17 protein-coding genes are annotated in these 18,514 nt (G+C 49.0%); 8 read left to right on the forward strand and 9 right to left on the reverse strand.

The genetic code is table 11. From position 1 onward, the window contains the following. Nucleotides 1–42 precede the first annotated feature (42 nt). Complete coding sequence (locus tag ACYVF1_RS14045; protein WP_461079734.1) at nucleotides 43–1,131, forward strand: sensor histidine kinase; 1,089 nt, start codon at nucleotides 43–45, stop codon at nucleotides 1,129–1,131. Continuing rightward, complete coding sequence (locus tag ACYVF1_RS14050; RefSeq protein WP_461079736.1) at nucleotides 1,112–1,894, forward strand: LytR/AlgR family response regulator transcription factor; 783 nt, start codon at nucleotides 1,112–1,114, stop codon at nucleotides 1,892–1,894. Before ACYVF1_RS14045 ends, ACYVF1_RS14050 begins: the two co-directional genes overlap by 20 nt. Before the next feature lie 17 nt (nucleotides 1,895–1,911). Here ACYVF1_RS14050 and ACYVF1_RS14055 read toward each other — a convergent pair whose 3' ends face one another. Then, nucleotides 1,912–2,835 carry an NmrA family NAD(P)-binding protein gene (locus ACYVF1_RS14055; RefSeq protein ID WP_461079738.1) on the reverse strand — a complete coding sequence of 308 codons (924 nt, stop codon included), beginning with the start codon at nucleotides 2,833–2,835 and terminating at the stop codon, nucleotides 1,912–1,914. 67 nt (nucleotides 2,836–2,902) lie between these two features. Further along, complete coding sequence (locus ACYVF1_RS14060) at nucleotides 2,903–3,391, reverse strand: PPC domain-containing DNA-binding protein (RefSeq protein WP_461079740.1); 489 nt, start codon at nucleotides 3,389–3,391, stop codon at nucleotides 2,903–2,905. 190 nt (nucleotides 3,392–3,581) lie between these two features. On the opposite strand from ACYVF1_RS14060, the gene ACYVF1_RS14065 reads away from it, so the two are divergent. From ACYVF1_RS14065 to ACYVF1_RS14075, 3 genes are all read left to right on the forward strand, one after another. Next, nucleotides 3,582–4,859, forward strand: coding sequence for a TolC family protein (locus tag ACYVF1_RS14065; RefSeq protein ID WP_461079742.1), 1,278 nt, complete (start codon nucleotides 3,582–3,584; stop codon nucleotides 4,857–4,859). A gap of 33 nt (nucleotides 4,860–4,892) precedes the next feature. Next, nucleotides 4,893–6,017: an efflux RND transporter periplasmic adaptor subunit gene (locus tag ACYVF1_RS14070; protein ID WP_461079744.1), complete on the forward strand. Its 1,125-nt coding sequence runs from the start codon at nucleotides 4,893–4,895 to the stop codon at nucleotides 6,015–6,017. Between the two features lie 123 nt (nucleotides 6,018–6,140). Continuing rightward, nucleotides 6,141–9,272, forward strand: coding sequence for an efflux RND transporter permease subunit (locus ACYVF1_RS14075; RefSeq protein WP_461079746.1), 3,132 nt, complete (start codon nucleotides 6,141–6,143; stop codon nucleotides 9,270–9,272). A gap of 82 nt (nucleotides 9,273–9,354) precedes the next feature. Here ACYVF1_RS14075 and ACYVF1_RS14080 read toward each other — a convergent pair whose 3' ends face one another. From ACYVF1_RS14080 to ACYVF1_RS14095, 4 genes are all read right to left on the reverse strand, one after another. Beyond that, nucleotides 9,355–9,918, reverse strand: a complete 564-nt coding sequence (locus ACYVF1_RS14080) for a DinB family protein (protein WP_461079748.1) — start codon at nucleotides 9,916–9,918, stop codon at nucleotides 9,355–9,357. Nucleotides 9,919–9,933: 15 nt separating this feature from the next. Beyond that, entirely contained in the window at nucleotides 9,934–10,542 is a 609-nt protein-coding gene (locus ACYVF1_RS14085; RefSeq protein ID WP_461079750.1) for a nucleotidyltransferase family protein, read from the reverse strand. A gap of 66 nt (nucleotides 10,543–10,608) precedes the next feature. After that, nucleotides 10,609–11,364 (reverse strand): tRNA pseudouridine(38-40) synthase TruA, encoded by a 756-nt coding sequence (truA, locus tag ACYVF1_RS14090; RefSeq protein ID WP_461079752.1) that lies wholly within the window; start codon nucleotides 11,362–11,364, stop codon nucleotides 10,609–10,611. A gap of 143 nt (nucleotides 11,365–11,507) precedes the next feature. Next, entirely contained in the window at nucleotides 11,508–12,692 is a 1,185-nt protein-coding gene (locus ACYVF1_RS14095; protein WP_461079754.1) for a helix-turn-helix domain-containing protein, read from the reverse strand. Nucleotides 12,693–12,802: 110 nt separating this feature from the next. Between ACYVF1_RS14095 and ACYVF1_RS14100 the strand changes: the two genes are divergently transcribed. Continuing rightward, nucleotides 12,803–14,233: an aldehyde dehydrogenase family protein gene (locus ACYVF1_RS14100; protein WP_461079756.1), complete on the forward strand. Its 1,431-nt coding sequence runs from the start codon at nucleotides 12,803–12,805 to the stop codon at nucleotides 14,231–14,233. Between the two features lie 391 nt (nucleotides 14,234–14,624). Here ACYVF1_RS14100 and ACYVF1_RS14105 read toward each other — a convergent pair whose 3' ends face one another. Further along, nucleotides 14,625–14,804, reverse strand: a complete 180-nt coding sequence (locus tag ACYVF1_RS14105; protein ID WP_461080756.1) for a transposase — start codon at nucleotides 14,802–14,804, stop codon at nucleotides 14,625–14,627. Nucleotides 14,805–14,883: 79 nt separating this feature from the next. Beyond that, nucleotides 14,884–15,300 (reverse strand): DUF6331 family protein, encoded by a 417-nt coding sequence (locus ACYVF1_RS14110; RefSeq protein ID WP_461079758.1) that lies wholly within the window; start codon nucleotides 15,298–15,300, stop codon nucleotides 14,884–14,886. Nucleotides 15,301–16,255: 955 nt separating this feature from the next. Here ACYVF1_RS14110 and ACYVF1_RS14115 point away from each other — a divergent pair. Continuing rightward, the gene (locus ACYVF1_RS14115; protein ID WP_461079760.1) at nucleotides 16,256–17,227 is read left to right on the forward strand and encodes an aldo/keto reductase; all 972 of its coding nucleotides are present in this window, start codon (nucleotides 16,256–16,258) and stop codon (nucleotides 17,225–17,227) included. Further along, on the forward strand, nucleotides 17,228–18,055 hold the full coding sequence (locus tag ACYVF1_RS14120; protein ID WP_461079762.1) for a helix-turn-helix domain-containing protein: 828 nt from the start codon (nucleotides 17,228–17,230) through the stop codon (nucleotides 18,053–18,055). Nucleotides 18,056–18,297: 242 nt separating this feature from the next. Here the strand turns inward: ACYVF1_RS14120 and ACYVF1_RS14125 are convergent, their stop codons facing one another. Then, the gene (locus ACYVF1_RS14125; RefSeq protein WP_461079764.1) at nucleotides 18,298–18,495 is read right to left on the reverse strand and encodes a hypothetical protein; all 198 of its coding nucleotides are present in this window, start codon (nucleotides 18,493–18,495) and stop codon (nucleotides 18,298–18,300) included. Nucleotides 18,496–18,514: the final 19 nt, after the last annotated feature.

Raw genomic sequence — 18,514 nt, forward strand, 5'->3', positions numbered from 1 at the left:
ATGGGCAATTCTATCTTTAAGGCATTTCATCGGTTCACGCATATGAATCAGCTCAGTAGAGACGATCATTCTGGCGAACAATTACAGCACGAAATCGACAAGATTCTATTACGGGCTTCGGTCGTTACGGGCCTGTTTATGGGGTTGATTTCGCTATTGTTTTTTGAAGCCATCGACGACCGGCCAGAGCCGAAAGTGGCCTGGTTTTCGTTCGGGATGGCGTTTCTGTTCACGATGCTGATCTGGATGTTCAACATCTACGTCAACAATGGTCGGGGGTTACCCTTTATTTACCGGTTCATTAATCCAGACTATGGGTTTGTGATTCGGGTGCTGATCTGCCTGCTCATCAGCGAGGGTATGATACGTGTCTGGACGGTACTGGACGTATTATATCGAATGGAAAATACGGGCACCAGCAATTTTCCGGCGGTGCTACAGGTGCGGGGGCTGCTCATTGTGGCATTCTCGCTGCTTACTACGTGGGGTGTCGAAAAAGCATTAGCGCAACAACAGGCTATGGGGCTCATAACCAAATTGAAAGAAGAAAATTTTCAGGCGAAGTACGAAGTACTCAAACAGCAGATCAACCCGCATTTTCTGTTCAATTCCCTGAATATTCTGAAGGGTATGATACGTACCGGAAACGAAGATGCGGAAGAATATCTGATCAAACTGGCCGAAGTGTATCGGTACATTCTGCAAAGCAACGCCAAGCAGGACGTAGCGATGTCGGATGAGTTGCTGATGCTCGAATCGTACCATTTCATGCTGAAAAACCGCTTCCGCGACGCCATCGACCTCACCATTACGTTGTCGCCCGAAACCCGCCGGTCGATGCTGCCCCCGCTGACGTTGCAAATGCTGATGGAAAACTGCGTGAAACATAACGTATTGACGCAGAACCGAAAACTGCATGTCAGCGTAACCGAGCAGGATGGGATGGTGTTGTTTCGAAATAACCTGCAACCCAAACAGTCGCTGCAATCGAGTAACCACGTTGGGCTGGAAAACCTGACCCGACGCTACGAACATTTGTGCGGCAAGCCGTTACGTATTGAACAGGATGAACATTTTTTTACGGTTTATTTACCTATAATTCCGCCCGACAATGACCGTGCTTATTCTTGAAGATGAGGCTATTACCGCCGAAGAATTACAACACTACGTAACGGCTATCGATCCATCGGTAAACGTACTGGCTTTGCTCGAAACCATTGAAGAGGCTGTTGATTTTCTCAAAACACACGAAAGTCCAGACCTGATTTTTTCGGATATACAACTCGCCGACGGGCTGAGTTTCGAGGTATTTGAACAGGTTCCGGTCCGTTGCCCGGTTATTTTCTGCACGGCTTTCGATGAATACGCCATTCAGGCTTTTTCGACCAACGGCATCGACTACGTACTGAAACCGTTTGACCGGAAAGCGATTGAAGGAAGTCTGAACAAATTCCACGCGCTGCAAACGTACTTCCAGCGCGACACGCCTGCCCCCGCCAAAACCGACCTGAACGAACCGCTGCAACGGCTCATCGAACAGCTACGTCCCAGCCGACGTTCGAGTTTTCTGGTCAATTATCGCGGCAAATTCTTCCCGGTTTCGGTGGCCGACATTGCTTATTTCTATACCGAAAATGACGTAGTGTGGCTCCACAAATCATCGGGCGAAAAGTTTTCCCTCGAATACACGCTCGATCAACTCGAAAATCTGCTCGATCCGTCCCAATTTTTTCGGGCCAATCGGCAGTACATTATTCGTTACGACGCCATCCGTGAATTTGAATCGTATTTCAACCGCAAGCTCGCCGTCCGGCTTCACCTGCCCACCACAGAACCCATTATCATCAGCAAAGCAAAAGCAAGCGAGTTTATGCATTGGCTGGAGCAGCGGTGACGCGTATCATTACTACGTTATCGATTGGCCAAAACGGCCCATATTGGTGTCCACTCAATATCTGGATATCGGTTGTTGTCGAGTGAGTCTAGTTTGGCTGCGCCACTGAGCATGTCGCGCAGATACTGCATACCCTGCCAGGGCGGAAAAACTTCATTCGGTTGTGGCGATACCGTGCGCATCATTTTAATCATGGTGTTCAATACGCCAAGCCCACCCAGACGTAGCAAGCTGAATTTTTCACCCGTTGCTTTCTGGGCGGCTTCCTGCAAATCTCGAATGCTCGCCACTTCACCAGCGATACGTAGGTAACGGGGTGCCGATGGATCGAGGGCGGCCGCAGCCGTAAACTCAGCCGTATTTTGGATAGTCGTGAAGTCCATCAATTGGTCGGCGCTACCCCAGTACATAACCCGATTTAGCTTAAACAGCACGACAGGTGCCTGCCCCGTCAGTAGATCAGTAAACATGCCGTTCAGAATCGACGTAGCGGCAATGGGCGCCTTATCAAGCAATTCATTAAACGTCCGACGCAAATCCAGATTGCGGTTTTCACCTTTGGGTAATGGACGATAATCAATACAATAATCCGACGGAATAAACCGGGGAACGCCCGCGCCAATAGCCGCCTGAAGCAGTCGGGTTTGGCCTTCCACAAGCACATCCCGCAATCCCGACAAAGCTGAAACAAGGCACGTACCACCCTGGCAAGCTTTGGTCAACGATGCTACGTTACTGAAATCCACATCAATAATCGATACGCCCTGCTGCCGTAATTTGCTGATTGTCTCACGGTTGCTCCCCTGACGTACCAATGCCGTTACGTTGGCCCCACGCCGACGTAGTGACTGAGCGATATGTTGGCCCAGATTTCCGGTGGCCCCGGCCAGGATGACCGTATGTTGAGCGGGGTTATTTACCTGTGGCTTCCTTTCTTCCATTTGCGAGCGATTTGTCCCCAACAGACGTAGTGTTTATGTGCATTGTTTCACCCACCTCCCGAATTTCTCACAACCGCAGCACAGCAGCTCCCGTAGCCTGATCTGTTTCCCGGATTAGCTGGGTAGAATGTACTGTAATGGTTATTTCGACGGAGCCGGTGCCTACTTCTAATGCCAGGATGTGCCCTCCGAAGGCTTTAAAATCTTTGTCTGTAACTACGCCATGCATATGCAGCGCCGGCTTACCGTCTTTCCAGGCAATGCTACCCGTCATGCTGGCCATTTCCATATCGCGCATGGATTTTGGCTCGTACTCTTTCTTTTTGGCATTCCAGAAGCCGAACGTTGGATGAACAAACCCAAAGCCCGTCAGGCTGGCGCTGGGAATTTTCTCGGTAAGTGTAAACTGCTCAAGCTCAGCCAGTACGTTGTCGCCCTGACGTAGTACCATTACGTATCCGGTAGGGGTTTTAATGTATTTGGCGGGTTGCTGGGCTTGTACCGATAAGACCAGTAGACAATTAACAGAAAGAGCAATCAGGAAGAAAGCATTCATGACAGTTGCAGATGATGAAACAACTTATAAACGAAATTCGGCCAGAACCTTCCTGATTTCACGTCAATTTAACCGCCTGATTCTGCCTGTTTAGCCCCTCAATTTGTCCGCTTCGCCCAGTTAAGCCACCTCATTCTCTACCCACATTTTACTTTTGGTGCATCGGTCAACGATCAATCGCCAACAAGCAATGAAACGTGTTTTAATCGGGCTTTTTTTGCTACTATCCAGCAGCCCAGCCTTCTGCCAAACTCCCGCCGACACACTCCGGCTAACGCTTACCCAGGCCGAAGACCAGTTTCGCCAACACAATCTGTCGTTGCTGGCTACGAAACTGGGCGTCAATGAATATCAAGGTTATGAGAATCAGGCGAAACAACGAAACAACCCATCGATTTACATCGAGCAGATGCCTTATAACCCACAGAGTCGCGAGTTTATGCCTGTAAAACAAAGCAATTCTGAACAGCTCATTCAGGTGCAGCAACTGCTTTTGCTGGCCGGTAAACGTAACAAACAACTGGCGCTGGCCGCTACCAATACCAAACTGGCCGTCGACCGTTTCGATGATCTGGTACGTACGCTTTCGTCGCAGCTACGTTCAACGTTTTATGACCTGTATTTTCAGCAGAAAGCGTTGGCAATTTATGAGCAGGAAATTACTACGCTGAGCCAGACGGTAGCGCTTTATCAGCAGCAATACGATAAAGGCAACGTACCGCTCAAAGACCTGACCCGCCTGAAAGCGTATCTGTTCAACCTGTCGACCGAACGACAACAACGGCAGGCTCAACTCACTGACGATCAAACCACATTGGCGGTATTACTCAATATCGCACCCGAACAACCCATAAATGCTACGCTGACAGATGCCGAGGTTAACCAGCAACGGGACCTCGGCAGGCTGTCAATTGATAGTCTGATGACCCTTGCCGAACGGAACCGCCCCGACCTGCGCGGCTATCGGGACCAAAATATCGCCGAACGACAAAATCTGACGCTCCAAAAAGCGATGGCCGTTCCCGATCTGACGCTGCAAGGCACCTACGATCGGAACGCGGGTTACATCCCCAATTATTTCGGTGTCGGCGTCGGTATCTCGCTGCCATTTTTCAACCGCAATCAGGGTAATATTCAGGCGGCTAACGTGCGGATTCAAAGCAGCCAGCAGGTTGCGTCGGCGTATCAGCTTCAGGTGGAGGGCGAACTTCAGCGGTCGCTGGCGAAAGCGCGGCAGGCCGACCAGTTATACCGCACCTTCGACCAGCGTTTCAATAGCGATTTCGGCCGACTCATCGACGGTGTTACGTTGAACTACCGCAAACAAAACATCGACGTAGTGGAATTTCTGGACTTCCTGGATTCTTACAAAACGTCTCAGATTCAATACATCCAACTCCAAAACGACCGCACACAACGGCTGGAAGATCTCCGTCTGGCTGTCGGTGCCAACCCATTTGCCAACTAAATCAGTCAACCGAATTCGTCTTGCCAATACACCATGAAAACGCATCAATTTCCCCGCATTAGTTGGCTCTTACTTCCAGTGGCTGTGCTATTGGCTACGTTGCTGACCAACTGCCAACCTGACGCATCGGCCAACAATACGGCCGACAGCACCAGTAAACAAGTCGATCTGCTCGCCACCGCTACGTTCGATACGGCCAAACTCGTTCCGGTAACCAACGAGGTGAACCTGACCGGCAAAGTGACTTTCAATCAGGACAAAGTGGTGAAGGTATTTCCGCTGGTTGGTGGCCACATCGAAAACGTGAAAGCCGACCTCGGCGACTACGTAAAGGCAGGTCAGGAACTGGCGATTATCCGCTCTGGCGAAATGGCCGACCTTGAACAGCAGTCTATTGCGGCACGCGGTCAACTGGCTATTGCTCAGAAAAACAATCAGGTAACTGAAGATATGGTGAAAAGCGGCCTCTCGTCGCAGCGTGACCTGGTTTCGTCGCGGGAGCAGTTGCAGGCGGCTAAAGGCGAGATGAACCGCATCAGCGAACGACGTAGTATTCTGGGCGGACGTGGTTCTTCGGTCTACGTAGTGAAAGCCCCTGTAAGTGGTTTTGTGGTTGAAAAAAGCGCGTCGACGGGTATGGAAATCCGCTCTGACGATCCGGAAAATCTGTTCACCATCTCGAACCTAGATCACGTGTGGGTGATTGCGAACGTATATGAATCCGACGTAGCGCACGTTCACGAAGGCGATCTGGCACGTATCTCTACGTTGGCCTATCCCGACCAAGTCTATCAGGGACGTATTGACAAGGTTTTCAACGTATTAGACCCTGACAGCAAGACCGAGAAAGTACGTATCACGCTGGTCAACCCAACCAAAGGTTCCGACAACATTATTCTCAAACCGGAGATGTTTGCCAACGTGAGTGTTCAGTACGCTGGTCGCGACCAACGTATCGGTATTCCGGCGAAAGCTGTAGTTTTTGCCGACAGCCGGAACTACGTTGTCGTTGCCGACGCCCATAATCGCCCGGTCGTTCGTGAAGTCGATCCCTTCAAAACGATTGGCAGCACTACGTATCTCAACAGCGGTGTGAAACCCGGCGAACGCGTCGTCACGCAAAATCAACTCCTGATTTTCAACGCACTAAATAACTAAAGAGGGTTTTAAAGAGCGAAAGAATGAATGAGCGAAAGAGCGATTTGTAACTACAAAAGCTCCCGCCCTAACGATCCAATCTTTCGCTCTTTCGCTCATTCACTCTTTCGCTCTTTAATACTCATGAACAAGTTCATCAAAGGTATTCTCACATTCTCGCTGAAGAACCGGTTCTTCATCTTTTTTCTGACGGTGCTGGCCATTGTGGCTGGTGTCATCAGCTACCAGAATACACCCATCGAAGCGTTTCCCGACGTAACGAATACGCGTATCACGATCATCACGCAGTGGCCCGGACGGTCGGCGGAAGAGATCGAAAAATTCGTGACCATTCCGGTTGAAATTGGCCTGAACTCGGTTCAGAAAAAAACGGATATTCGGTCTACTACGTTGTTCGGACTGTCGGTAGTAAACGTCATGTTCGACGATGGCGTCGATGATAGTTTCGCGCGGCAACAGATCAACAACCTGCTACCAGGAGTCGATCTTCCCGATGGCGTAAAGCCTGACGTTCAGCCACCTTACGGCCCAACTGGCGAGATTTTCCGGTACACGCTGGAGTCGCCCACCCGCACGGTTCGCGAACTAAAAACGATTCAGGATTGGGTGCTCGACCGCCAGTTCAAAAGCGTTCCGGGCGTGGCCGACGTAGTGAGTTATGGTGGCGAAGCTAAAACCTATGAAATCTCGGTTGATCCACGACGACTGGCCGATTACAATATTACACCACTCGAACTGTATCAGGCCGTTGCTAACTCGAACGTGAACGTGGGTGGCGATGTGATCGAGAAAAACGCCGAAGCCTACGTCGTACGTGGCATTGGCCTGCTACGTAACCAGCGTGATATTGAGAATATTATCGTCAAAAACGTGAAGGGTACGCCCATCATGGTACGTAACGTAGCGCAGGTGTCGGAATCGGCGCTGCCCCGTCTGGGTCAGGCTGGCCGCGACAAACAGAACGACGTAGTGGAAGGCGTCGTGATTATGCGGAAAGGCGAAAACCCGATGGAAGTGATTGAGCTGGTGAAAGCTAAAATCAACCAACTGAACACCAGCATTTTGCCATCGGACGTAAAAATCAATACGTTCTACAACCGCGAAACGCTGGTCAATTTTGCCACGCATACCGTTACGCACAACCTGCTCGAAGGGATCATTTTCGTAACAACCATCGTGTTCCTGTTCATGGCCGACTGGCGCACTACGTTGGCGGTGTCTATCGTGATTCCGTTGGCCCTACTGTTCGCCTTTATCTGCCTGCGGCTCAAGGGAATGTCGGCCAACCTGCTGTCGATGGGAGCCATTGACTTCGGGATTATTGTCGACGGAGCCGTGGTCATGGTAGAAGGAATTTTCGTAGCCCTCGACGCCAAAGCGCATCACGAAGGCATGGAACGGTTCAACAAATCGGCTAAGCTCGGGCTGCTACGTTCGACGGGAACGGAGATGGGAAAAGCCATTTTCTTCTCGAAAGCTATCATCATTACGTGTCTGATTCCAATTTTCTCGTTCCAGAAAGTTGAGGGTAAAATGTTCTCGCCCCTCGCCTGGACGCTGGGTTTTGCCCTCCTGGGAGCCCTGCTCTTCACGCTGACGCTGGTACCGGTGATCGCGAGTATGTTGCTGAACAAGAACGTACGCGAAAAACACAATCCGTTTGTTAAGTTCATCACCGACAAAGCGATGCGAGCGTTCTCGTTCACTTTCGCCCGCAAACGCGCTAGTCTGTTACTGACGGCATTACTGGTAGTGGTTGGTTTGTCGGGTTTCAATCTGTTGGGTACTGAGTTTTTGCCCGAACTCAACGAAGGTTCAATTTACGTGCGGGCGTCACTGCCAATGAGTATTTCGCTGCCCGAATCCATCCGGTTGACACAACAGATGCGCAAGGTATTTCAGCAGTTTCCTGAGGTTAAAGGCGTGATTTCGCAAACCGGTCGCCCGAACGATGGTACCGACCCAACCGGGTTCTACAACGTTGAGTTCCTGGTCGATATCTATCCGAAAGAGGAGTGGAAAAGCGGCATTACCAAAGAACAATTGGTGGCTAAAATGCAGGATAAGCTCAAAGTTTTCCCCGGTATCGACTTCGGATTTTCGCAACCCATCATGGACAACGTAGCGGAAGCCGTGTCGGGGGTGAAAGGCTCCATTGCGGTCAAAATTTACGGTAGCGATCTACCCACGCTGGTCAAGAAAGCCGACGAAGTGGAGAAACAACTCGCGACGGTACGTGGTATTGAGGATTTGGGCGTTATCAAAAACATCGGTCAGCCCGAAATGCGGATTGAACTGGATGAGTACAAATTAGCTCTCTACGGCGTCAACAAGGCTGATGCGCAGGCAGTTATCGAAATGGCGATTGGCGGTAAAGCAGCTACCCAGATTTACGAAGGCGAACGCAAATTCGATCTCCGTATCCGCTACGAACCCAGTTTCCGACGTACCGAAACCGAAATTGGCAATCTGATGGTACCGACTCAAACAGGCACGCAGATTCCTATCAAGGAAATCGCTAAAGTTTACACGCAGACCGGCCCGATCCTGATTTTCCGTGAAGGCAACCAACGTTTTTCGGCCGTAAAATTCTCGGTACGTGGCCGCGATATGGGTAGCGCCATTGCTGAAGCGCAGCAAAAAGTAGCGTCGGCCGTTACGTTCCCTCCGGGTTATTCAGCCAAATGGGCGGGCGATTTCGAGAACCAGCAACGTGCTACCAAACGGCTGGGCCAGATGGTTCCGGTAAGCTTGATTATGATTTTCGTGATTCTGTTCGTACTGTTCGGCAACGCCAAAGACGCTGGATTAGTGCTCGTTAACGTACTGTTCGCCATCATCGGCGGCATTGCGGCACTCCTCGTTACGCACGTCAACTTCAGTATTTCGGCGGGGATTGGGTTTATTGCCCTGTTCGGTATCTGTATCCAGAATGGTGTGATTCTGATTTCGGTCTTCAAGAAAAACCTCAAGAACCAGATACCGTTGGCGCAGGCTATTTACGAAGGCGTGTTGTCGCGGGTTCGCCCGGTAGTGATGACCGCCATGATGGCAGCCATTGGTCTGATTCCAGCCGCTGTATCGACCGGGATTGGTTCTGAAACATCGAAACCGCTGGCGATTGTGGTTATCGGCGGACTCATCACCGCTACGTTGCTGACCCTGTTTATTTTCCCGCTGGTGTTCTACGCCTTCTACCGCCCCGGTGCCCGCGAGCGGAAAGCTATGAAAAAAGCGCTGGCAGAGCAGATCTAAAGAGCGAAAGAATGAAAGAGTGAAAGAGCGAAAGTACCTGCCGGACACTTTTCGCTCTTTCACTCTTTCATTCTTTCGCTCTTTAGATCTGTTCAGCCTTTACACGTAGCGCCTGTTTTAGATGGCGTTCGGTATGGGCTAGCAGCATCAGGAGAGCATCGCCCAACCTGATTTTAAGCCAGTTACCGAACAGTGTCATCACTTTATCCTTATTCCAGTCGAGGTAAACGGCCTTGTCCAGCAGCGAACGTAGCAGTGTTTGCAGATCCAGAAACTGGCCCATCACGTCGGCTGGAACGAGTTCGTTGGCAGGGCGGGGACGGATCATTCCCGGTGCGGGGAGCTTGATTTTCACCTGAGGATCAACGGCGAAAAGCATCGCTTTTCCTAACAAATCGCTTTCGACAGGCTGATCGGTGGGTTGCGTCTGTACCAATCCAAGTTTATCGACCTTATGCTGAATGTTACGTATGTAGAACCGTTCGGCTAGATTCAGGTGCTGCAAACATTCAATAATACTCCAACGTTCGGGGCTGGGTTTCCAACGAAGTTGCTCATCACTGAGGGGCGCAAATTCCTGTTCGACCGTTTTCAGAATAGCCGTCAAACGGGTTTGTAAATCGAGTGCCGTTTCGAGTTTCTGCATGAAATCAGTGTTGATTTATGGCTGGGCGTGTAAATAAGCCTGTCTGAACTGGTCAACGTCCTGTCTGGTGTTTAGATCAATAGAACCAGCCTCAAACGGTATTTCTGAACAGTCATCGCGGTGGCGAACAATTACCCATTGTACTCCTTTGTCGCCCTGAAGTTGCAGTAACTCAGAAATATAGGTCCGGTAAAATAAAGCGGGTACGCCGATCTGAGTTCCATACCGACAGGCCACAATGCCCTTCTCTTCCTCTTTCCGGATATCGAGCATGTGCAGAAGCAAACCTAATGACACAATCGGTTGATCGATGTGCAAAATCAGGACAGCCTCAATGTCTTTGTGCGTCAAATACAAAGCCGCGAGGCCTGTTTTCAGCGAACCCGCCTGTCCGCTTGGCCAGGTTGGGTTATCGACAATCGTAACGGGCAGGCCCTCTAATTCAGGCGCAATCTGGTTTCGGTTGGCCCCCAGCACAACCACTACGGGGCCTTGTTGAAGCGCCAGCGCACTTTCAGTAGCTCGCCGAATGAGCGTTTGCTCTTTATAAATCAATAACTGCTTCAGGTCGCCACCCATGCGCGACGCATCGCCAGCAGCTAATACTATAGTTCCAATTTTCAAGACAATCGTTTTTTGTTTGAAGATAGAGATAAAGAGCGAAATACTGACGCAAGCCTTTTGGCACTTTCACTCATTTGCACTTTCGCTTTTTATAAAAGGGTACCCAACTTCCACGAGTGATAAACCTTCGGCGGGGGCAGCCCGACCAGCTTTTTTGCGGTCGCGTGCTAGTATAATTTGCTCAAAATCGTTTACGCTTAATCGCTCCTGCCCTACTGCCAGCAACGTACCAACGATGGCACGTACCATCCCGTGCAGAAACCGGTTTGCCTGAATATGAAATACTAAATCACCATTCGCTTTCTCTTCCCACTCAGCCCGGTCGATACGACAATCGAAGGTTTTGACGTCGGTTTTTACCTTGCTAAAACTTTCAAAATCAGTGTAATTAAGGAGTATCGAGGCCGCTTCATTCATGCGTGCTACGTTGAGTGGCAACGTGAATAAATACGTCAATCCTTCCCGAAACGGATCTTTCCGCCGACTGATGTGATACTTATAATACCGATACGTAGCGGTGAAGCGGGCATGATCGTCGGCACGTACCGGAAAGCAGTCGTATACCGCAATATCCCTCGGAATTAGGCTATTGAGCGAACGTAGCAAGTGGGTCGGTAACGCTACGTCCGTTTCAAAATGCGCGAATTGCTCTCCGGCGTGTACGCCCGCATCGGTTCGTCCGCTGCCTACTATAGCAATAGGCTGACGTAGTACGGTGGTCAGGGCTGTTTCAAGGACCTCCTGTACGCTCAGCCCGTTAGGTTGCCGCTGCCAGCCGTGGTAATTTGTTCCCCGATACGCCAGTTGAAGAAAGTAACGCATAATGGCGGTAAAGGTACGAAGGAGCTGATTGAACAGGTTATTATATTAACAATACTACGTAGTGAAATGGTAAGGGCTTTGAGCATCAGACACGTATGCCATTTGCCAAAGCCCTGTTAAAAAGAGGAAGGTATTTTTGGTAATTATAATCTATCGACTTCAAATTTCAGATCGTCGATCAATTGACGTAGCCGCTCGGTGCTGGGCGGTACGGGCGGCAATTCCTGGCTGACGAAGGCGCTTACTTCCCAAACTTCCAGTACGTCTTTTAGAGACACTTCACGGTTTGGCACGTCGGTACGGTCGGCAGTAAGTAAGAGTACGCCCCTCGTTTTCACTTGATTATATACCCGGCGACAGCAAATGACTGCGCCATTCGGATGATTCAGCATCAGGACATACACTTTGCCATCTAGAATATCGAACCAGTTGCGAATAAACTTCCCGACGAGCAGCGCCCCTGGAAACGTAAAGTCGTCACCTGCTTCAAAAGCGCGATATTGGCCTTCGGGCAGGTTTGGCAGATGCATGGCCGGCAACTGATAAATAAAGTCGGTCTGCTGATGTCGCTGGCGATACGTAGCAAATTGCGCCTGCATCACCACCGGGATACTAGGCCCCATCACCTGTGTCGATGGGGTAGGCTTAGCCGTTACGCCCGGTTCTTCATAAACATTATTAAACGTCAGTACGTCCGTTGGCCGGGCCGGATTTGACGTAGCAGCCGGGTTTCCGCCCCAACGGTCAGTCGAAGGCATAAATAACGATTCCGTATCGGGTTTATCCTGCCGAAGCCAGTCAGCCGTATTGGCAGACGGGTTGCTCACTGGGCGAACAGGCGACGTAATGACGGGCGGATTCGGCGCTGGATGCTCGTTTGTGCGACGTACTTCCTCCTGAGGTCGATAAAATTTGTTCAGTACCGACGAAAGCGGTTGCGGTTCGGGTTGAGGAGGGCCAGGCTGCGCGAAAATATCCGGAAAATCAGGATGCTGAAACGGATCGTCGTCGGAGGTCAGTTTCCCGTCGGAACGGATCGCTGGTCCTGAATCTAAACGAGCATTGTACGTATCGGCTGATTTCTGGCCCAGTGGAATGCTGAGATTCGGTGTTTCACGGATTTTACGGAGATCCTGCCGAGTCAGCAGTTCAACGGTGGTGTTGAATGCTTTGGCAATTGCCTGCATATTTTGCTGATTCGGATTGGCACGCCCCTCTTCGTAAGCACCTAATAAAGAACGTTTTATATTTATTTTTCGGGAGAATTGCTCCTGCGTTAACCCGTTTAGCTTACGCAGGTAGCGGATGTTATCACTGACGAGCGTCATCCGGTTGGGGTTTACTAAAGTTTCAGCTAAGATAAACGATTCATGAGTTAAATCCACATCAGCCGGTTTTTTGTACTTTTAGCCTAAATAATTGCCAAATTTTCCAGGCCATGACCACGCTTCAGCCCCAGGTGAACCTACGTAATGATATACAAACTGTTTTCGATGCACAACGCCAGCAAGCCCGTTCGATGGCCTTAACCAGTGCTGATCAACGTATCGAACGCATTCGCCGGATTCAGCAGTGGCTCACGGGTAATGAAACGGCGATTCAGCAGGCCATGTACGACGATTTCCGGCGACCTCCGGTCGAGGTGATGGTGGGCGATCTCATTCCGATATACAGCGAAATCAAACATACGATTCGGCATTTGAACCAATGGATGAAACCCCAGCGCGTTCCGACGTCGCTCGCGCTGGTCGGTACTCGAAGTTACATTCACTACGAATCCAAGGGCAACGTACTGATTATCAGCCCCTGGAATTATCCGCTCGCGCTAATGATACGTCCGTTGGTAATGGCCATAGCTGCTGGTAATGTATCAATATTGAAGCCGTCGGAGTTAACTCCACATACGTCGGGGCTCATGAAGCGGATGATTTCGGAGTTGTTTCCTCCCAATGAAGTAACTGTTTTTGAGGGCGATGCTACGGTTTCGGAAGCCCTGCTTGAACTGCCTTTCAACCACATTTATTTTACGGGAAGCCCGTCAGTTGGCCGTCTGGTGATGACTGCTGCGGCTAAACATCTGGCATCCGTTACGTTGGAATTGGGCGGGAAATCGCCCGCGTTCGTAGATGAATCGGCGAATGTGAAACAGGCCGCCGAACAGATCGCCTGGGGAAAATACTTCAACAACGGGCAAACCTGCATCGCGCCTGATTATCTACTGGTACACGAAGCCATAAAAAAGCCCTTTTTGGAGTCATTACAAGAACGCTTGCGGAAGATGTATCAATCTGATAACAAATCAGTTGAAACATCTGACAGCTACGCACGTATCGTCAATAAAAAGCATTTTGAACGACTTAGAATGCTGCTCGACGATGCTACGTCGAAAGGGGCAAACGTTACGTTCGGCGGTCAGCTCAACGCCGACCAGAATTTTATTGAGCCCACTATTCTGGAGAACGTAACGCTGGATATGCGGGTCATGCAGGAGGAAATTTTTGGCCCCATACTGCCTATCCTAACGTATCGAATGCTTGATGAAGCGATACGGCTTGTTAATCAGGGCGAAAAACCACTGGCGCTTTACATCCAAAGTCGAAATCAGAAAAACACGCAATACATACTGGACAATACCTCAGCGGGCGATACGGTGGTAAATGATACGTTGCTTCAATTCGGAAATATGGAAATTCCGTTTGGGGGCGTCAACAACAGCGGTATCGGCAAATCGAACGGTTTTTTCGGTTTCCAGGAATTCTCTAACCAGCGGGGAGTCATGCACCGCGACCTGGGTACCATTAACTTCCTTTACCCGCCCTATACCGACAGGGTAAAAAAGATCGCTCAATTTATAGCGAAGTATTTATGAAGTGAGAATGGATTGTATTTTATCGTTCTTCGGCATGACAAATTACCACTTTGGCCTTTGCCTTAATAGAAAAGTACACTATCTATCGGTGCTTAACTTGCTCTCATCGAGTCGATCTGTGAAGTTCCCCAAAAAATGGTGATGAGCTGGACTTGGTTATCAGGCCATTCCAGCTATCGGAGCCTTCTTTTACTAACCAAATATGAATTGCTTACTTCGCTATTTTTTATTGCTATGCGTTTGGCTCGACGAGCTGAGACTCGCGGGGTTGACCGTGCCATAATTTTCTACTAAACCAGAGGCTAACTTTCTCCGCTGAACTGGCCGTTAGGAAGGCCGGGCTCCAGTTGGTGTAAACAGTGTAATTCGGCAAATCCTAAGCCGACGTTCTTTACTTGAAATTATAAAAGGTAGCTTCGTTAACGTTTATTTTGCGACATACTTCAACTATGACCACTCCGATCTCAGTTTGCTTAAGGGCAAATTCAATTTGTGCTTCAGTAGTACACGAAAAGCACTTGCGGCATCTTGGGTAAATATTAAATAATTGTTTACCGCCCCTTGCACTTATTTTATGCCAGCTTACTAAATGATTTTACGTTAATAAGAAGTTGGTTGTAAAAACGAAGAGAGAACTAATAAGAAAGAGATTAAAGATTGGCTTCATAAATGCACTCAACCTCGTTAATTAAATAATCGATTAACACCAGGAAAGTTGTCTTATGAAAGAGCTGATTTAGTCGATGATAGACGACTACCTGCTCATGGCTTCTGGCCACACCATCTTTTAAATCTCTAAATTGATTTAGTAAAACTACTATGTCGAGATTTTGAGTCGCTCTAGCGATGTCATCAGGCCAGAACCGAAGCGCATCAATACCACAGCAATCCACACCACATTCCGTTTCGGTCTTTTTCCAAAACTGACTTAACGCATCTTGCTTGTCGTACAATTTCTGGAAAGAAACTCGTTCGTCTATTTCGTATATGGATTGCGTTTGAGGATCAAATTCATGCCATTGTATGTACTTCTCCGGGCCGATCCAGATACTTTCCTGATGATCCATGATGATATGTTTGTGACAGATTTCTGTTCTTGTATAAGTGCCATTTTATTAGGTTGAACAAAAATTCAAACATTTTTTAAACAATACTTTATAGCTCTAGTTTATAAAGTGTATTTCGCTCGAAGTAGACGTACATGCACTTAAAACGCAGCCGTAAGTCTGCACACAGAGCGAAACCAGAAGCCAGGTGACTTTCGCGTCGTCTGGCTTTCTTTTTACCCTCCTACAAAAGTCATATATCTTCCTTTTATACTATAAATATGATGATTATATACCCGAATTCTTAGAATAAGTCAATCATGTACATTTACCAGTTATCGCCCTTTTTAAGCGATTCATCACTTAAATTCAACGCTTGACCAATTCTTCGTTGCCAGCTGAGTACGCTCTTCATTATTTTTGTAGCACATTCACAAACAACAAAGACGATGAACATCAAATTAATGCACATCAACCGCCCGGCTCGGCCCCGCATCATTGAAGTCGGTGGCCCTCTAGTGGGTCTGCGAGGTCGGATGATCTACCGGATGCGGGTTCGCTAAAGGAACTCTTCCCGAAGCGGTAAGCTCCCCAGTGTGGGAGCTTTTTTTATGGCTATTCGTGCTGTCAAGGATCTTAACGAATTAACTCATTTCGGCACTTTTACAGAACCCATAGAGCATTACAAATCGATAGTATATGAATCAGCGGTAGTAGGGTGAGCAGCAAAGCTTACGAAACCAGGGCTTCTAATGAAACGTATCAGCCAACGACACACTTATTAAATCGACGTGTTGTTTCAGACGAGTAGCCTGCTTATAAATCTGATCAACTAATCAGGGGCTAAGCCAATTATGTCTGTGTTTTCCCTCATAAAATCATCTCCTCTACTGATCAACTAAGATGAGCCATATAGGCAAATTATTTGAGCCGTAGAAGAAAACAGCTTCGACTGGAGAGCCGTTTACTTTGCAGTATGAAAAACAGCTCAAAAATTCAACTAGGTCTGAATGGCCCCTTCGTATCCAAACTTGGTTTAGGTTGTATGCGTATGTCTTCCATCTGGGGCGGTCTCACGCCTGACGAAACTGAAAGTGTAGCCACCATTCAGGAAGCCCTGGATAACGGTATTAATTTTTTAAACACGGGCGACTTTTACGGCGCTGGTCATAATGAGATGCTGATTGGTAAAGCCATTAAAGGAAGGCGTGACGATGCCTTTATCAGCGTAAAGTTCGGTGCCATTTTTCACAACGGTGAGTGGTTGGGAATGGATCTGCGCCCCATCGCCATCAAGAATTTTATCAATTATTCGCTGACCCGGTTGGGTATTGACACCATTGACCTTTACCAGCCCAGCCGCATGGATGACAGCGTGCCGGTGGCTGACATCATTGGAACCATCGCCGACCTGATCAGAGAAGGGAAAGTGCGTCACATTGGCGTATCGGAGATCACGGCTGACCAACTCCGCCAAGCCAACAGTATTCACCCCATCAGCGCCTTAGAGATCGGCTATTCGCTGGCCGACCGTCAGATAGAAAGCGAACTGCTGCCAACAGCCAGGGAATTAGGCATTGGCGTTGTGGCTTTTGCTAATACGGCCGAAGGCTTATTGACCGGTGAACTAAAAGCTCCGCTTGGCGATAATGATTACCGGAATCATTTCTCTCGTTTTCAGGGTGAAAACTTACAGCATAACCTGGAAAAAGTTGATATCTTAAAGCAAGTTGCTCATAATAAAGGGTGCACGCCAACGCAGGTGGCTATCGCCTGGGTAAACCAGCAGGGCGATCAGATAATGCCCTTAGTCAGCATGAGTCGTCGGTCGCGCCTACCGGAAAATATCGCAGCGATGGATATTGTATTCACCCCAGAAGAAATGAGCCGATTAAACACGACTTTTGCGCCAGGGGCCATACGCGGTGGCACGTACCTACAACGCTAAATGACGAATCCAGCCGAAATTCTCCCGGGTGTAATCTTCTATTCGTACAGCTCCGCTGAGCGGAAAGAAAAGGTATGTTTCTGGAACCACCATACCTTGATAGGTCAGGTGTCAGGACAGTTTACGCTGGAAACCTCGGGGCAAACCATTTCCATGGGCGGAGGAGGCATACTATTGATTGGCAAAAATCAGCTGGGTACGCTCACCAAAACACCGTTGCCCGGCGGCAATTATGAAACCATCGTAATATCCCTGCAGGAAGACCTGCTGCGCAAGATCGCCTTAGAAGAAAAGCTGGAATCAGACCAGAAATTCATGGACCCACCCAATATCCTGATTCCGGCCAACGATTTTCTGCAGGGGTATTTTCAATCCATTGTTCCCTATGCTCATAGCTCGGGGGCGGCTATGACCGAGGAGATGGGTATGCTGAAAGTAAAAGAAGGGATTAAGCTGTTGGTACTTGCTCTGCCTGGGCTTCGCAACTTCCTGTTCGACTTTTCCGATCCTCACAAGATCGACCTGGAAAAGTTCATGCTTCGTAACTTTCATTTCAATATTCCCCTTGAAAAATTTGCTCAGCTTACTGGCCGGAGCCTGGCAGCTTTCAAACGTGATTTTGGGAAAACCTTCGGTGCCCCTCCTCGGCAATGGCTGCAGGACAAACGGCTACTTGAAGCCAAGCATCTACTGGAAACCAAACAGCAGAAACCCTCGGCCATCTACCTCGAGTTAGGGTTTGAAAGCCTGTCACACTTTTCGTATTCATTTAAGAAAAAGTTTGGTATGGCACCGACTTCACTGACTTTTCATCATTCGCCAAAGTGATTATCTAGTCTTTTCAAAGACCCTATTTACGAAGCAACCCATAAATACAGCTTCGTCTTATGGGTGAGAATTAGTTAAGTGTGTTACGTTGCGGTACCTTGTTCAGCGAATCAAGACCCGGCCATGCCTCCTCAGCCGGCAACTCATACCAAGCACAGCAGGCTTCTTTTCTCTCTTCTAATAGGCTTCTTGCGCTACGTTGAATAGCTTCTGCGGGGTCTTCCCGCTTGTCTTCCATTCATCTACTGGGCACCTTCCTCCAAAACGACCTCGTTCATACTACGTAGCTGGGGCAGTTCGGTGCGTAAGCAACCCCTGATTGATGGCAGATAGGACCACCCTTTCATCTTGGTTCTGGCGGCCAACTCAGTGCATTCCATCTTGAGTTTGGCGGTGTGATACGTTGTCAAACGGGCTTCATAAACCTCAAGTGGTTGCACTTTTACAGTTGTGCATTTC

Source organism: Spirosoma flavus (genome assembly GCF_054778555.1).